Origin of the sequence: Labrys monachus (assembly GCF_030814655.1) — a bacterium.
Lineage (GTDB): Bacteria > Pseudomonadota > Alphaproteobacteria > Rhizobiales > Labraceae > Labrys > Labrys monacha.
This window is the reverse complement of sequence record NZ_JAUSVK010000001.1, coordinates 5,723,006-5,740,039: the sequence shown is the minus strand read 5'-3', so window position 1 is coordinate 5,740,039 and position 17,034 is coordinate 5,723,006. Positions and strand designations below refer to the sequence as shown.

At 71.8% G+C, this 17,034-nt stretch carries 3 protein-coding genes; 2 read left to right on the top strand and 1 reads right to left on the bottom strand.

Features of this window, described 5'->3' with window-relative positions; translation table 11 throughout:
* Positions 1–71: 71 nt before the first annotated feature.
* Positions 72–1,661, bottom strand: coding sequence for an ABC transporter substrate-binding protein (locus J3R73_RS26180; protein ID WP_307434182.1), 1,590 nt, complete (start codon positions 1,659–1,661; stop codon positions 72–74).
* Positions 1,662–1,915: 254 nt separating this feature from the next.
* On the opposite strand from J3R73_RS26180, the gene J3R73_RS26175 reads away from it, so the two are divergent.
* Both J3R73_RS26175 and J3R73_RS26170 read left to right on the top strand, forming a co-directional pair.
* Positions 1,916–2,503, top strand: a complete 588-nt coding sequence (locus J3R73_RS26175) for a helix-turn-helix domain-containing protein (protein ID WP_307434180.1) — start codon at positions 1,916–1,918, stop codon at positions 2,501–2,503.
* 652 nt (positions 2,504–3,155) lie between these two features.
* Complete coding sequence (locus tag J3R73_RS26170; protein WP_307434178.1) at positions 3,156–17,033, top strand: hypothetical protein; 13,878 nt, start codon at positions 3,156–3,158, stop codon at positions 17,031–17,033.
* Position 17,034 lies beyond the last annotated feature (1 nt).

The window sequence follows — 17,034 nt, the reverse complement described above, 5'->3', positions numbered from 1 at the left end:
CCTTGCAGGGTGCAGCGCGCATGGGACGACCCGGATCTCCATCGGCGATCGCTCCGGGGACAGCACGGCGCTCAGGCGGCGAGCCAGGCGTCCTTGATCGTTTTCAGGAAGCCGGTGCGCATCGGCTTGTAGTTCTGCAGCTTGTCGGTGTGGGCCGTGAGGATCCAGGCATTGACGAGCGGCACGATCGGCATCTGCTCGAGCGACAATTCCTGCTGGCGCTTGTAGGCAGCCTTGCGCGCCTCGAGCGTGGTGCCGGACTTGGCTTCGTCGAGCACGGCGTCCATGTCGGGCGAGCAGCTCTTCTGCACGTTGATGCCGGTGTTGCAGCGGTAGTTGTTGGTGACGAAATCGTCGGGATCGGCGAGCGGGCTCACCCAGTACATCGCCGTCATGTCGAACTTGCTCGGCCCCCACACCTCGTCCCAGTAGCGCGGGATCTCCATCGTCGAGATGGTGGCCTTGATGCCGACGGCCGCCAGATTGGCCTGGATGATCGGCGCCATCGACATCATCGCCGGGAAGGAGGACGCCATGGTCAGCGACGTCTCGAAGCCGTCGGGATGGCCGGCCTCGGCCAGCAGGGCTTTGGCCTTGGCGACGTCGCCGCGCAGCGCGAAGGTGTTCAGGTCGGCATAGGCCCAGTTCCATTTGGGGATGACGCCGCCGGTGATCGGCGTCGCCTGCCCGAAGAAGGTGCCGGCGACGATCGCCTGGCGGTCGAGGGCATGGGCGATGGCCTGGCGCACCTTCGGATTGTCGAGCGGCACGTGGGTGTTGTTGGGCAGCAGCCAGTAATAGCGCGAGCCTTCGAGCGTCTGGCCGGTGAGGCCGGGCGTGGCCGAGATCGTCGCCCAGTCCTTCGGCGGGATCTCGTTGGAGAAGTTGACCGTGCCCGAGATCAGCGCGTTGGTGAGGGCGGTGACGTCGGCGATGAGATGCATCTCGATGGCATCGAAATACGGCTTGCCGGGCTCGTAGAAATCGGCGTTGCGCTCGAAGGCGATCAGCGAGCGGGGCTGGTAGGAGATGAATTTGAACGGTCCGCTGCCGACGGGCTGGGCATTGAGGTCATGCCCGGATTCGACCAGCGCCTTGGGCACGATCGAGGAGCCGGGGAACGCCATGTAGACGAGGAACGGTCCGGTCGGCTTGGTCAGCTTGAAGGTGACGGTATGGGGATCGACGACCTCGACCGAGGCGATCGTCTCGACCTGCGAGGCGTAGGAATAGCCGCTGTTCGGCGCCCGCAGCCGGTCGAAGGTGAACTTGACGTCCTCCGCCGTCAGCTCGGCGCCGTTGTGGAACTTGACGCTCTTGCGCAGGTAGAAGGTGTAGCTCTTGCCGTCCGGCGCCATGTCGTAGCGCTCGGCGAGGTCGGGATAGGGCTTGGCGTCGGGGTCGAGCGACATCAGCGTCGAATAGATCTGCTCGATCACCACATGCGACATGCCGCTCGGGCCGCGCGCCGGGTCGAAGCCGGCCGGATCGGCCGAGAAGGCGAGCTTGAGCACGCCGCCCTTGACGGGCTCGTCCGCCAGCGCCGGCGCGACGCCCAGAGGCCCCGCGCCGAGCGGCGCCAGCAGCGCCAGGGCTGCGGCCGAGGCGCTCGCCTTCAGGAGGAAGCGCCGGCTCACACTGCGATTGCGGTTGTTCTTCATGATGGATCCCCCTCAGGAACGAAACCGGCCGCGTCGGGGTCTTGTCTTCGATCCCGGATCCCGGCCAAGATGGTCATATGCCTGTCGCGTCGACTTGAATTCACTTGAATGATAAGAAAGCCGCTTGGCCGGTCAATCGAAAAACCGCGCTCTGCATGGCCAATTTATCTGCAACCCCGTGCTTTTTTGGGCAGGATGCGCGGGACGGCCGTTCAAGCGGATACGGGCGCCCTGTCGGAAGGAATGAAACGGGTATGGCGAGACCGGCGCGCGAGGAAGCGGATGCGGCGTCCCTCGGCAAGCATCTGCGTCACCTGCGCCATCTCAAGGGCCTGCGCCTCAAGGATGTCGCGGCCGCGATCGGCTGCTCCGAGAGCATGCTGTCCAAGGTGGAGAACGACCGCACGGACCCGTCCCTGCACATGCTCCACCGGCTCGCCGAGGCGCTGGGCACGCCGGTGCAGGCGCTGTTCAGCGACACGCCGGCCCAGCCGCTCACCGTCTACCGCAACGGCGAGAGGCCGGTTCTCGCCATGGAGAGGCACGGCTCCGGCCCGCCGCTGGCGAGCTTCGAGCGCATGATCCCCTATGCCGAGGGCCGCACGCTCAACGCCAACGTCCATGTCGTGCCGCCGGGGGGCGGGTCGAACGGCATCCTCCGGCACGAGGGCGAGGAGGTGGGCTATGTCGTCGAGGGCACCATCGAGCTGGTGGTCGACGGCACCTCGGTGGTGATCGGGGCCGGCGGCTCCTTCTTCTTCCAGTCCTCGCTGCCGCACAGCTACCGCAACATCGGCACCGTCGTCGCACGCGTCGTCTGGGTGAACTCCCCGCCCTATTGAGAGGCGGGCGCATCGCTCTGCGGCCTGCCCCTCGCCGATCCGGCGTGCCGTCGCAAGGCGGCCCGGCTCCGGAGGCTTGGAGGGGCCGCGCCATCGTGGAACGTCTTGGCGATGCTTTCACCGGCGGTGTTCGTGTACAGGCGCAGTCCGCTCGGCCATCGGGCTCTACAGCCCGGTCCGGTCTCGTGCATGAAGCAATGCATCCGGGTGCCGCCGGGAACTTCTGCTCGATTCCCGGAAGGATTTGGCAGCGGAAGTCTGGAGCCTGTCCGGCGATAGACACACTGCCGACCCGGGCGCCCGGCAATCCGGGCGGCGAAAATACGGCGCAAGTTTATTTCTCTTTATTCCTCTAGGTAAGTTGTTTTTGTGCAACAGTTTACAACAATTCTCCGCTGAAATCTCAACGTTATGGCTTTAGTCGTCGGCCGACGATAAGCGTGATCAGGCCGGGTCGTCGCCATGCGGGGGGGCGGTGCGGTGATCGAACGGCCGGAGGCGCGGGCGTTCGATCGGAGCGAGCTTCTTCGAGAACGAATTTCTTTCGATATCGATATTTGTCCCCAGCCGCCGACGGCGTGACGTCCGGCATGGGACGAGCCCTGGTGCCTGGATCACCGGCGTCATCGGCTGAACGAGGCGGGAATTGAGTATGGCTCCGAACGACCGCAGGTCTGGGCAGGCCCTTGCTCGCGCGCAGGGGGCGAGGCGGCCGCTGCTCGCTTTCCTCGCCTTCGCCGTGGCGCTGATCCTGCCGGCTTCTCCCGCCTCGGCCGACAATTGCTCGGTCTCCGGCAGCGTCGAGACCTGCACGGGCAGCCAGATCCCCAACGGGGTGCATGTCGACGCCGGACCGACGACCCTCAACGTCAACAGCCTCACCACCGCCGTGAACGGGCAGGTCGGCCTGTTCCAGAACGGCGGCGGCGGCGGCGGCGGACATGACGGCGCCCTGTTCGTGTCGCCGAGTTCGGGCGGCAGCGGCGGTTCGGGCAGCAGCGGCGTGACCGTCGTCGGCACGCCGACCACCGATGCGAACGGCGTCGTCACCATCAATTTCAGCGATGGCAGCATCGAAATCCTGACGCCGGTTTCCAGCACCCAATATTCCCAGGCGATCAAGGTCCCGGTCAAGGACAGCGACCCGGTCAAATACACGACCACGACGACGACCATCGACGCCACGGTGACGACGAACCAGCAGGGCGACCTCGTCATCACGCTGGGGGCCAGCGGCAGCGGGGGCACGCTGACGATCAAGTCCGGCGGGCCCGGCCTCGATGCCGGGGGCGGCCTCCATCTGACCTATGTCGGCACGCCGCAGACGCTGACGACGTCGGGCCAGGCCGGCGTCATCGCCGTCAGCCAAGGCGGCAGCGGCGGCAGTGGCGGCACCTATTATCTCGGCGGCGGCGGCGCCCATGGCGGCAATGGCGGCAATGGCGGCGACGTCACCGTCTCGGCCACGGGAAATATCACGGTGGCGAATGCCTATGGCGTCGTCGCCCAGTCCATCGGCGGGCATGGCGGCGACGGCGGCGGCTCCGAGGGTGCGGCGTCGGCCAGCGGCGGCGACGGCGGCCTCGGCGGTGCGGCCGGCAATGCGACGGCGGAATATGCCGGCGGCACGCTGACGACCACCGGCGACAACGCCGTCGGCGTCGCCGCCCTCAGCCAGGGTGGCCATGGCGGCTCGGGGGGGGATGCCGGCGGCATCGTCGCCAGCAGCGGCAGCGCGGCGGGCGCCGGACAGGGCAAGAAGGCGAGCGCCCAGGTTGACGAGGGCGCCACCGTCAGCACGGCCGGCACCAATTCCCACGCCATCCTCGCCCAGTCGATCGGCGGCAGCGGCGGCAACAGCGGCAGCGCCGGCGGCATCGCCGCCTCGGGCGGCGACGGCGGCTCGGGCGGCGATGCCGGCGAGGCGGACGCGACCAACAACGGCCATCTGATCACCAGCGGCGACCACGCCGACGGCATCCTCGCCCAGTCGGTGGGCGGCGGCGGCGGGCAGGGCAACAGCACCGGCGGCCTCGTCGCCCTCGGTTCCACCGGCGGGGCGGGTGGCGCCGGCGGCGACGTGAACGCCGCCAATGGCGGCCAGATCGAGACCCACGGCTTCAATTCGACCGGCATCTTCGCCCAGTCGATCGGCGGCGGCGGCGGCGACGGCGGCTCGACCAGCGGCTTCGCCTCGATCGGCGGCTCCGGCTCGGCGGCCAGCAACAGCGGCGTCGTCACCGTGACGAATACCGGCTCGATCACCACCGACCAATCCTTTTCGGACGGCATCTTCGCGCAGTCGGTCGGCGGCGGCGGAGGCAATGGCGGCGCCAGCGACGGCCTCGGCGGCCTGAGCTTCTTCACCGTCGGCGGCTCCGGCGCCAAGGGCGGCCAGGGCGGCAATGTCGTCGTGGTCAGCGGCGGGTCGATCGTCACCGGCCTCGCCGCCAGGAATTCGGGCCATTCGTCGGATGTCACCGATTCCGACGGCATCTTCGCGCAGTCGGTCGGCGGCGGCGGCGGCAATGGCGGCAACGCCCTCGGCATCGGCGTCGGCATAAACCTGACCATTGGCGGTTCCGGCGGCACCGCCAATGCCGGCGGCAATGTCGAAGTCGACCGTTCGTCCGACCCGCTCGACATCGCCTCGATCACCACCTGGGGCGACCGCTCGGCCGGCATCTTCGCCCAGTCGGTGGGCGGGGGCGGCGGCAATGGCGGCTTCGCCCTCAGCGCCACCGCCGGCCCCATCGCGGCGGGCATCGCCCTCGGCGGCACCGGCGGCAAGGGGGGCGACGCGGGCAATGTCAGCGTCGCCACCAACGGCACCATCGAAACGCATGGCAACCTTTCCGACGGCATCTTCGCGCAGTCGATCGGCGGGGGCGGCGGCAATGGCGGCCTCGCCGTGGCCGGCAGCGTCGGCGCCGTCACCCTGTCCCTGGCGGTGGGCGGCAATGCCGGCGACGGTGGCGCCGCCGGCACGGTGAGCATCGACAATCTCGCCGGCATCACCACGGCGGGCGACAATTCCACCGCGATCTTCGCGCAGTCGATCGGCGGGGGCGGCGGCAATGGCGGCGATTCGGTCGCTGCCGGCGTCGGCCTCGGCAGCATCGCCTTCGGCATCGGCGGCGTCGGAGGCGGCGGCGGCGCCGGTGACGACGTCACCGTCACCAGCGGCGACAGCAGGACGGGCACCGCCGCCAATATCGCCACGAGCGGCCGGAATTCGGACGGAATCTTCGCCCAGTCGGTCGGCGGCGGCGGCGGCAATGGCGGCATGGCGATCGCCGCCGCGGTCGGGGCCATCAGCGTCCCCGTCACCCTCGGCGGCCAGGGCGACACCGGCGGCGGTGCCGGTACGGTGATCGTCTCCAGCACCGGCGAGGTCACGACGGCAGGCGACAATTCGACCGCGATCTTCGCCCAGTCGATCGGCGGCGGCGGCGGCAATGGCGGCTTCGCGGTCTCGGCCGGCGTCAGCATCGCCGGCGCATCGGTCGGCCTGGGCGCGCCGGCCGGCGGCGGCGGCAATGGCGGCGCGGTGACGGTCACCAGCGCCGGCAATATCTGGACGCAGGGCAGCAATTCGGCCGGCATCGTGGCGCAATCGGTCGGCGGCGGCGGCGGCAATGGCGGCTTCGCCATCGCAGGCCAGGTCTCGGCCGTCGGCAATGTCGGCCTCGCCTTCGGTGCGGCCGGCGGTACCGGCGGCAATGCCGGCGACGTCATCGTCAGCGCTTCTCCGTCGAACCCCAATCCCAACGGCAGTCCGGCCGACGCCACGCTCGAGACGGACGGCGACAATGCCACCGGCATCCTCGCGCAATCGATCGGCGGTGGCGGCGGCAATGGCGGCTTCGCCGGTGCCCTCGCCCTCTCCGGCGGCATCTCGGCCGGCGTCGCGCTCGGCGGCGGCGGCGGCAGCGCCGGCCATTCCGGCACGGTGACGGTCACGCAGTCGAACAATATCCTGACCAAGGGCGACAATTCGGCCGGCATCGTCGCGCAGTCGCTCGGCGGCGGCGGCGGCAATGGCGGCTTCGCCGCCGCCTTCAGCGGCACGCTTCCGGTGGAGCCCGTGTCCGGCTCGCTCTCCGTTGCGCTCGGCGGCAGCGGCGGCACCGGCAATGCCGGGAACACGGTGTCCGTCACCAGCACCGGCATGGTGACGACGCAGGGCAGCATGTCCGACGCCATCCTCGCCCAGTCGATCGGCGGCGGCGGAGGCAATGGCGGCCTGAGCATTTCCGGCGCCTTCACGGTCGGCGGGCTCGGCTCGGCCGCGGTCGCCATCGGCGGCAGCGGCGGCGCCGGCGCCGACGGCGGCGCGGTGACGCTCCACAGCACCGGCCAGATCGCGACCGCCGGCGACGGCTCCAGCGGCCTCGTCGCCCAGTCGATCGGCGGCGGCGGCGGCAATGGCGGCTTTGCCGGCGCGGCCTCGCTGGCGACCGGCGTCTCCCTCGGCATCAGCGTCGGCGGCACCGGCGGCGCCGGCGGCAAGGCCGATACCGTCGACGTCACCAATGACGGCGCCATCTTCACGACGGGCAGCATGTCCGACGCTATCCTCGCCCAGTCGATCGGCGGGGGCGGCGGCAATGGCGGCTCCGCCATCGGCGTCGCGCTCAGCGGCGGCGCCGGGCTCACAGTCGCGATCGGCCGCAAGGGCGGATCGGGCGGCGATGCCGATGCCGTGACGGTCGGCAGCAACGGCGCCATCGTCACCGGCGCCTACACGCTGGTCGACGGCGACGCCGTGCCGGCGGGCACCGGTTCCGGCAGCGCCGGCATCGTGGCGCAGTCGATCGGCGGCGGCGGCGGCAATGGCGGCTTCAGCGGGGCGCTCGCCATCGGCGGCGAGGCCGCGCTCGGCGTCTCCCTCGGCGGCAGCGGCGCCACCGGCGGCAAGGCCGGGAGCGTCGAGGTCACCAATGGCGACGTCGCCGCCAGCAGCATCACCACCTTCGACGACCTGTCGAGCGGCATCATCGCCCAGTCGATCGGCGGCGGCGGCGGCAATGGCGGCTTCGGCGCCAGCCTGAGCGGCAGCGGCGGCGTCGCGCTGTCCGCCTCCATCGGCGGCGGCGGCGGCGCCGGCGCGACGGCCGGCACCGTGACCGTCACCTCGACGGGCGCCATCGCCACCTATGGCGACTTCTCGGACGGCATCTTCGCCCAGTCGATCGGCGGCGGCGGCGGCGACGGCGGCTTCGCCCTTTCCGGCGCGGCGGCGCTGGACGGCGCTGCCGGCATCACCGTGGGCGGCAGCGGCGGCGTCGGCTCGGAAAGCGCGGGCGTGACCGTCACCTCCACGGGCGGCCTCTATACCGCCGGCGACGATTCCAACGGTATCTTCGCCCAGTCGATCGGCGGCGGCGGCGGCAATGGCGGCTTTGCCGGTTCGGTGGCGCTCTCCGACGCGGCGATGACGATCGGCGTCGGCGGCAAGGGCGCCGACGGCGGCGATGCCGCCTTCGTCAAGGTCACCAGCACCGGCGCGATCACCACGCGCGGCAGCAATGCGAACGCCATCCTGGCGCAATCGATCGGCGGCGGCGGCGGCAATGGCGGCTCCAGCGTCGGGCTGGCGCTCGGCGCCCAGGCCGGCCTCTCCCTCGCCATCGGCCGCAGCGCCGGCTCGGGCGGCGATGCCGGCGCGGTCACCGTCGGCAGCAACGGCACCATCGTCACCGGCAGCGGGTCGGTGGTCGACGGCAAGTGGGTCGCGGGCGGCAGCAACGCCGCCGGCATCGTGGCGCAGTCGATCGGCGGCGGCGGCGGCAATGGCGGCTTCAGCGGGGCGCTCGATATCGGCGGGACGGCCGCCCTCGGCCTCACGCTGGGCGGCGCCGGCGGCGGCGGCGGCAATGCCGGCGACGTGACGGTCACCAGCGGCGACGTCACGGTCAGCGACATCACCACCTTCGACGACCTGTCCGGCGGCATCGTGGCGCAGTCGATCGGCGGGGGCGGCGGCAATGGCGGCTTCGGCATCGATCTCTCGGGTGCCGGCAATGTCTCGCTTTCGGCGACGATCGGCGGCAAGGCCGGTTCCGGATCGTCGGCCGGCAAGGTCACCGTCACCTCCACCGGGGCGATCACCACCTTCGGCAATCTTTCCAGCGGTATCCTGGCGCAGTCGATCGGCGGCGGCGGCGGCAATGGCGGCTTCGCCGTCTCCGGCAGCCTGACGGGCGAAGGCGCGGGCGCCAGCGTCGGCGTGGGCGGCAGCGCCGGCGACGGCTCGTCGGCCGGCAAGGTGACCGTGACCAGCACCGGCGCGATCACCACCTATGGCACGATGTCCTCCGGCATCCAGGCCCAGTCGCTCGGCGGCGGCGGCGGCAATGGCGGCTTCGCCGTCTCCGTCGCCCTGTCGTTCGGCGAAGGCGCCGCCGCCGGCGTCAGCGTCGGCGGGGGTGCCGGCGACGGCGGCACGGCGGGCGACGTCGGCGTCACCAGCACGGGTGACCTCACCATCGGCGGCGCGCTCTCCGCCGGCATCCTGGCGCAGTCGATCGGCGGCAATGGCGGCAATGGCGGCTTCGCCGCGGCGGGCGCCCTCACGCTCGGCGCCGGCGCCGACCTCAGCGCTGCCGTAGGCGGCGCCGGCGGCGGCGGCGGAACCGCGGGCGGCGTGACGGTGACGAGCACCGGCGATATCGTCACCGGCGGGCCCCTCTCCGCCGGCATCCTCGCCCAGTCGATCGGCGGCGGCGGCGGCAATGGCGGCTTCGCGGCAGCGGGCAGCATCACTGTCGGCGAAGGCGCTTCGCTCGGCGTCGCGGTCGGCGGCTCGGGCGGTGGCGGCGCCACGGCCGGCGCCGTCGTTCTCGACAGTTTCGGCGACGTCACCACGCTGGGCGATCTCTCCTCGGGGCTCGTGGCGCAGTCGATCGGCGGCAGCGGCGGCAATGGCGGCTTCGGCGCGTCCCTGGCCGCCGGCGGCTCGATCGCCCTTTCGGCCGCGGTCGGCGGCCAGGGCGGCGCCGGCTCCGGGGCCGGCAGCGTCGAGGTCACCAATGGCAGCCACGCCATCGCCGGCAACATCACCACCTATGGCGACCTTTCCGACGGCATCCTCGCCCAGTCGATCGGCGGCGGCGGCGGCAATGGCGGCCTCGCCCTTTCCGGTTCGGCGGCGCTGGAGGGGGCGGCCGGCGTCACCATCGGCGGCAAGGGTGGCCTCGGCTCGGACAGCGGCAGCGTCACCGTCGCCAGCACCGGCGTGATCCAGACCGCCGGCGACGGCTCCAACGGCATCGCCGCCCAGTCGATCGGCGGCGGCGGCGGCAATGGCGGCTTCGCCGGCTCCATCGGGCTGGCGGCGACGGCGGCGGTCACCGTCGGCGTCGGCGGCCTCGGCAATGACGGCGGCAACGCCTCCTTCGTCGCGGTGACCAATACCGGGGCGATCACCACCTATGGCAGCGATGCCAACGCCATCCTGGCGCAATCGATCGGCGGCGGCGGCGGCAATGGCGGCTCCAGCGTCGGCTTCGACCTCGGCGGCGAGGCCGGGCTCACGGCCAATATCGGCCGCAGCGCCGGCTCCGGCGGCAATGCCGGCGCGGTCACGGTCGGCAGCAACGGCGCCATCGTCACCGGCACCGGTTCGGTCGTCGGCGGCAAATGGGTGGCCGGCGGCAGCAGCTCGGCCGGCATCGTCGCGCAGTCGATCGGCGGCGGCGGCGGCAATGGCGGCTTCAGCGGCTCGGTGGCGCTCGGCGGCACCGCCGCGCTCGGCCTGAGCCTCGGGGGCGCCGGCGGCGGCGGCGGCAATGCCGGCGACGTGACGGTCACCAGCGGCGACGTGACGATCAGCGACATCACCACCTATGACGACCTGTCCTCGGGCATCCTGGCGCAGTCGATCGGCGGTGGCGGCGGCAATGGCGGCTTCGGCCTCTCGCTGTCGGGCGGCGGCAAGGCCTCGCTGTCGGCGGCGGTCGGCGGCAATGCCGGCTCGGGCTCTTCGGCCGGCAAGGTCACGGTCGACAGCACCGGCGCGATCACCACCTTCGGCGCTCTCTCCAGCGGCATCCTCGCCCAGTCGATCGGCGGCGGCGGCGGCAATGGCGGCTTCGCCGTCTCCGGCAGCCTCGCCATCGCCGATGCGGCCGTGGGCGCGAGCGTCGCGGTCGGCGGCGACGGCGGCGGCGGCTCCTCCGCCGACGACGTCGAGGTCACCAGCACGGGCGACATCGTGACGTTCGGCACCCTGTCCTCCGGCATCCAGGCGCAATCCCTCGGCGGCTCCGGCGGCAATGGCGGCTTCGCCGTGTCGGCCGCCATCACCGTCGGCAAGGGCGCCTCGGCCGGCGTCGCGGTGGGCGGCGGCGCCGGCGACGGCGGGCAGGCCGGCGCGGTCACGGTGACGAGCACCGGCGCCATCACCACCCTCGGCACGCTGTCCTCGGGCATCCTCGCCCAGTCGCTCGGCGGCTCCGGCGGCAATGGCGGCTTCGCGGTGGCGGCCGCCGCCACCTTCGGCAACGGCGCGGCGCTGAGCGCGGCGGTCGGCGGCCCGGGCGGCGACGGCGGCAAGGCCGGCGACGTCGAGGTCACCAGCATTGGCACGATCGGCACGGCCGGCGACCTGTCCTCGGGCATCCTCGCCCAGTCGATCGGCGGCGGCGGCGGCAATGGCGGCTTCGCCGTGGCCGGCAGCCTCGCCGTCGGCGGCGAGGACGCGACGCTCGCCGTGACGGTCGGCGGCAGCGGCGGCGACGCCGCCTCGGCGGGCGACGTCACCATCGCCAGCACCGGCGATATCACCACCTTGGGCGAGCAGTCCTCCGCCATCGTGGCGCAGTCGATCGGCGGCAGCGGCGGCGATGGCGGCTTTGCCGGGGCGCTCGGCGTCGATTTCGGCAAGGGCGGCTCGCTCGGCGTGTCCGTCGGCGGCTTCGGCGGCACCGGTTCCACCGCCGGCAAGGCGACCGTCACCAGCACGGGCGACATCGCCACCAGCGGCGACGGCTCCAACGGCATCCTGGCGCAGTCGATCGGCGGCGGCGGCGGCAATGGCGGCGCCAGCGTGGCGGCGACCTCCGCCTCCGGCCAGACCGGCCTCAGCCTCGCGGTCTCGGTCGGCGGCGGCGGCGGCGACGGCGGCACCGGCAACGACGTCTCGGTGACGTCGGACGGCACCATCCTCACTCTCGGCGCGCTGGCCAACGGCATCTTTGCCCAGTCGGTCGGCGGCGGCGGCGGCAATGGCGGCTTGTCGATCGCCGGCAGCCTCAGCGTCGCCGACGAGACCAGCACGGGGGCCGCCGTCAGCGTCGGCGGCTTCGGCGGCGATGGCGAGACCGCCGGCAACGTCGTCGTGAACAGCAATGTCGGCGCCACCCTCGCCGGCAACACCGCCACCATCGAGACGGACGGGGCCAGCGCCAACGGCATCTTCGCCCAGTCGATCGGCGGCGGCGGCGGCAGCGGCGGCTTCTCCGGCGCCCTGTCGCTCTCGCTCGGCGAGGACAGCGCCAAGGGCTTCGGCGTCTCCATCGGCGGCTTCGGCGGCACCGGCAACGATGCCGGCACCGTCGACGTCACCAGCCTCGACAACATCCTGACCAAGGGCGACGGCTCCAACGGCATCCTCGCCCAGTCGATCGGCGGCGGCGGCGGCAATGGCGGCTTCAGCGCCGCGGCGACGCTGACCTCCTCGGCGCCGACGGACGGCACGGTGGCGGTCTCGCTCTCCCTCGGCGGCTTCGGCGGCGAGGCCGGCGACGCCGGCACCGTGGGCGTGACGTCGACGGGCCTCATCACCACCGGCGGCGACCACGCCGACGGCGTCCTCGCCCAGTCGATCGGCGGCGGCGGCGGCAATGGCGGCCTCAGCGTCTCCGGCGCCATCTCGCCCGCCGGCAACTCCACCGACGTCGCGGTGACGGTGGGCGGCTTCGGCGGCGCCGGCGGCACGGGCAGCGCGGTCACCATCGCCCGCAACGGCGACATCGGCACCACCGGCGACTATTCGGCCGGCATCGCGGCGCAGTCGATCGGCGGCGGCGGCGGCAATGGCGGCATGGCCATCTCCGGCGCGTTCGGCAATGTCGGGGAGGGCGGCGCCAAGCGCTTCAGCGCCACCCTCGGCGGCTTCGGCGGCACCGGCAACAGCGCCGGCAAGGTGACGGTCGGCAGCACCGGCACGATCGTGACCGCGGGCCTGCAGTCGCAGGCGATCATCGCCCAGTCGATCGGCGGCGGCGGCGGCACCGGCGGCCTCGCCGGTTCGGTCGTCATCGGCAATGGCGGCGCCGACACGACGCTGAATTTCGGCGCCACCGTCGGCGGCAGCGGCGGCACCGGCGGCCTCGGCGGCGACGTCGCGGTGACCGACACCGACGGCTATCTCTCGACCTCGGGAACGGCCTCCCAGGGCATCCTCGCCCAGTCGATCGGCGGCGGCGGCGGCAATGGCGGCTCCAGCATGGCCGGCGTGATGGGGCTTTCCGGCGCTTCCGTCGGGCGCACCGTCAACGCGGTGGTGACCGTGGGCGGCAGCGGCGGCAGCGGCAATGTCGCCGGCAACGTCACGGTGACCCAGTCCGGCGGCATCGTGACGACCGGCGACGGCTCGCACGGCATCCAGGCCCAGTCGATCGGCGGGGGCGGGGGCAATGGCGGCCAGGCCAATTCGCTCTCCCTGGTGCTGACGGCCAATTGCACCCTGCCGGGCGTGTGCACCAAGCCGCCGGAAGTCGGCAACAATATCGGCATCAATCTCGCCGTGGGCGGCTTCGGCGGCACCGGCAACGACGCCGGCACCGTCGACGTCGGCAACAGCGGCTTCATCGTCACCTCGGGCCAGGCCGCCAACGGCATCCTCGCCCAGTCGATCGGCGGCGGCGGCGGCGAGGGCGGCAACAGCATCCTCGGCCTGAAGGACCTGGTGCCCGATCCCTATGCCGACCTCACCACGGCGCTGAAGCCGTTCGGCGGCATCGGCATCGCCAAGAACCTCCAGGTCGCCATCGGCGGCTATGGCGGGGCGGCCGGCAACGGCGCGCAGGTGACCGTCGGCAATACCGGCCAGATCCAGACGGCGGGCGCCTTCTCCTGGGGCATCTTCGCCCAGTCGGTGGGCGGCGGCGGCGGCAGCGGCGGCAATTCCGTCGCCGGCCTGCTCGGCACCGTCGGCATCGGCGGCGGCGCCTATGCGGACGCCCTCGGCGTCCATGACGACGGCAGCGCCGGCGACGGCGGCCTGGTGCAGGTCACCAACGGCACCTCGTCGGCCACCGCCGAAGAGATGAGCGTCGGCGCCATCGTGACGACGGGCGCGGTCTCGTCGGGAGCGATCTTCGCCCAGTCGATCGGCGGCGGCGGCGGCCAGGGCGGCGCCGGTTCCGGCCTCATCGACATCGGCGGCGAGGGCGGCTCGGCCGGCAATGGCGGCACCGTCGACGTCACCAACTACGCCTACCTGTCGACGGCCGGCATCTTCTCGGACGGCATCAACGCGCAGTCGGTCGGCGGCGGCGGCGGCATGGGCGGCGGCGGCGGTCTGGCTCTGGTCACCCTCGGCGGCTCCGGCGCCTCCGGCGGGGACGGGGGCGCCGTCGGCGTCGTCAATTCCGGCGACATCGCCACGGCGGGCGACGAATCGAACGGCATCGTCTCGCAGTCGGTCGGCGGCGGCGGCGGCCGGGGCGGCGGCTATGTCGCCGCCGACGCCGACATCATCGGCTCCCCGAGCCTGGTCGAGCTCGGCGGTGCCGGCGGCTCGGCCGGCAATGGCGGCACGGCGGGCATCCGCAATTCCGGCTATGTCAGCACGGCCGGCGCCTTCTCCAACGGCCTGTTCGCCCAGTCGGTCGGCGGCGGCGGCGGCATCGGCGGCAATGCGTTCGGCGCCGTCACCTTCGGCGGCGCCGGCGGCTCGGCCGGCAATGGCAGCGCGGTGACCATCGACAATTCGGGCGGCGAGACGTTCACGCAGACCGGCGGCACGCCGCTCACCGTCAGCATCGTCACCACCGGTGCGAATTCGGACGCCATCCTGGCGCAATCGGTCGGCGGCGGCGGCGGCGCTTCCGGCCAGGCCACCGGCCTCGCCTCCTTCGGGCGCGACTCCGGGGTCGGCAGCGACGGCGGCGCCGTCACGGTCACCAATTCCGGCACCCTGCTGACCTATGGCACCAATTCGACGGCGATCTTCGCCCAGTCGGTCGGCGGCGGCGGCGGCTATGTCGCCGCGGCGACCGGCCTGCTCTGGGCCGACAGCGGCGATTCCGGCGCCGGCGGCAATGGCGGCCTGGTGAGCGTCACCAACACGGCGAGCCTGATCCAGACGGCGGGCGCCAATGCGCATGGCATCTTCGCCCAGTCGATCGGCGGCGGCGGCGGCGTCGTCAACGCGGCGAGCGGCACCGTCTCGACGAATTGGGGCGTGCCCGATCCGGTCACCGGGGTCATCACCGACCTCGTCAGCGACGCCGGCCTCGGCATCGGCTTCGCCGGATCGGCGGGCGGGGCGGGGGCGGCCGGCAACGTCGTCGTCGACCAGACCGGCAGCATCTACGCCGAGGGCCAGAGCTCGTTCGCCATCCTCGCCCAGAGCGCCGGCGCCACCAACGGCAATATCGCGATCACCGTCAATGCCGGCAGCACCCTCGTCGGCGGCACCGGAACCGGCGCCGCCGTCGGCTTCCTCGACGGCGCGGCCAACACGCTGAGCAATGCCGGCGTCCTCACCGATCTCGGCCAGACGACCGGCCTCGCCTTCGACGCCGACAAGAACCTGATCGTCTCCGGCTGGCTCGACGGCATGGCCGTCTACGGCACCTCCGGCAACGAGGCGGTGACCAACACCGACTACATCACCGGCAATGTGAATCTGGGGACCGGCACCAACACCTTCGACAACAAGCAGAACGCCTGGTTCGTGATGGGCAGCACGCTCGCCCTCGGCAGCCAGTCGGGCGACCTCTACACCAATGAAGGCTTCATGACGCCGGGCGGCATCAACAAGATCTATGCCACCAACGAGACCGGCTCCTTCAAGCAGACGGCCAGCGGCGTCTACATGCTGGATTTCGACCTCGATCCGGCGACCGACGTGCTCAACGTCACCGGCACCGCCAACCTTGCCGGCACGCTGGCGATCAACATCCTCAATCCCGGCAATGCGACGCCAGGCGAGAGCCAGCACGCCTTCGTCACTACCGGGGAGGGCGTCACCAACAATGGCATGGTGATCGACGCCACGCCGTCCGCGGTCGCCACCTACAGCCTCCTCTACGACCAGTACGACGCCATCCTCGACACCAAGATCACCTTCGCGCCGGGCGGCCTCACCGAGAACGGCATCAGCGTCGGCTCGACCATCAACCAGATCCAGACGGTGCAGAACGCGCCGGCCTTCGTGCCGCTCGCGGCCGCATTGTTCTATCAGCCCAACGCGGCGGCCCTGAACGCGACCTACAATTCGCTCGACGGCGAGGGGACGGCCGGCACCGAGCAGACCTTCTTCAACGACACCGACGAGTTCATCAATGCCGTCATGCACCAGGCCGACGTCTGGCGCACCGACGACAGCACCGATCTTTCCGGCTACGTCACCGGCGACTGCACCAAGGGCAAGCCGGGCGCCGGGCCGACGGCCCGCCAGGGCCTGTGCGATCCGCGCACATGGCGCGCCTGGATCACCGGCTATGCCGGCGGATCGAATTTCGGCGGCGATGCCGTCGTCGGCTCGGGCAGCCTGCACACCAACGATCACGGCATGGCCGCCGGCCTCGACTATCAGGTCGACCCCGATGCCCTTCTCGGCCTGGCGCTGGGCGGCGGCACCTCCGGCTTCAGCGTCGATTCCCGGGCGACCACCGGCGATGTCGGCACCGGCCATGCCGCCTTCTACGGCGCGCTGCGGCAGGGCTCGTTCTATGCCAACGGCCTGATCGGCTACGATTATTTCCATGCCAACACCAACCGCTACGCGATGCTGCAGGGCACCGATGCGGTGATCAACCCGGTTCCCGGCTTTGCCGACCAGCTGGCGAGCGGCTTCGGCGGCTATGCCGTCAGCGGCCGGGCCGAGCTCGGCTACAAGAAGGATTTCGGCGGCTTCTCGGTGACCCCGTTCGGCGCCGTGCAGTTCTCGTCCCTTACGATGGACGACCATGTCGAGCATCCGCAGGGCACGCCGGGGACCCTCGGCGTCGATTACGCCCGTCGGACGGTCGCCTCGGTGCCGAGCTTCCTCGGCGCGCAGCTCGACACCCGGTTCGACGTTTCCGGCGCCTTCTATGTCGAACCCTTCGTCCGGGCGTCGTGGGTGCATGAATTCGAGCGGTTCCGCTCGATCAACGGCAGCTTCGCCGCGGCGCCCGGCTATGACTATATCGTCTACGGCGCCGCCGCCCCCCGCGATTCGGCGCGGGTGGAGGCGGGCATCAATATCGTCAGTGGCACGGGCTGGTCCGTCTACGGCAAGTTCAAGGGCGATTTCGCGAAGAGCGCCCACGGCATGTCGGGATCGGGCGGCATCCGCTATGCATGGTAGG

Coding starts and splice junctions, on each gene's coding strand:
- J3R73_RS26170 (WP_307434178.1), top strand. CDS start 3,156: ATGGCTCCGAACGACCGCAGGTCTGGGCAGGCCCTTGCTCGCGCGCAG.
- J3R73_RS26175 (WP_307434180.1), top strand. CDS start 1,916: ATGGCGAGACCGGCGCGCGAGGAAGCGGATGCGGCGTCCCTCGGCAAG.
- J3R73_RS26180 (WP_307434182.1), bottom strand. CDS start 1,661: ATGAAGAACAACCGCAATCGCAGTGTGAGCCGGCGCTTCCTCCTGAAG.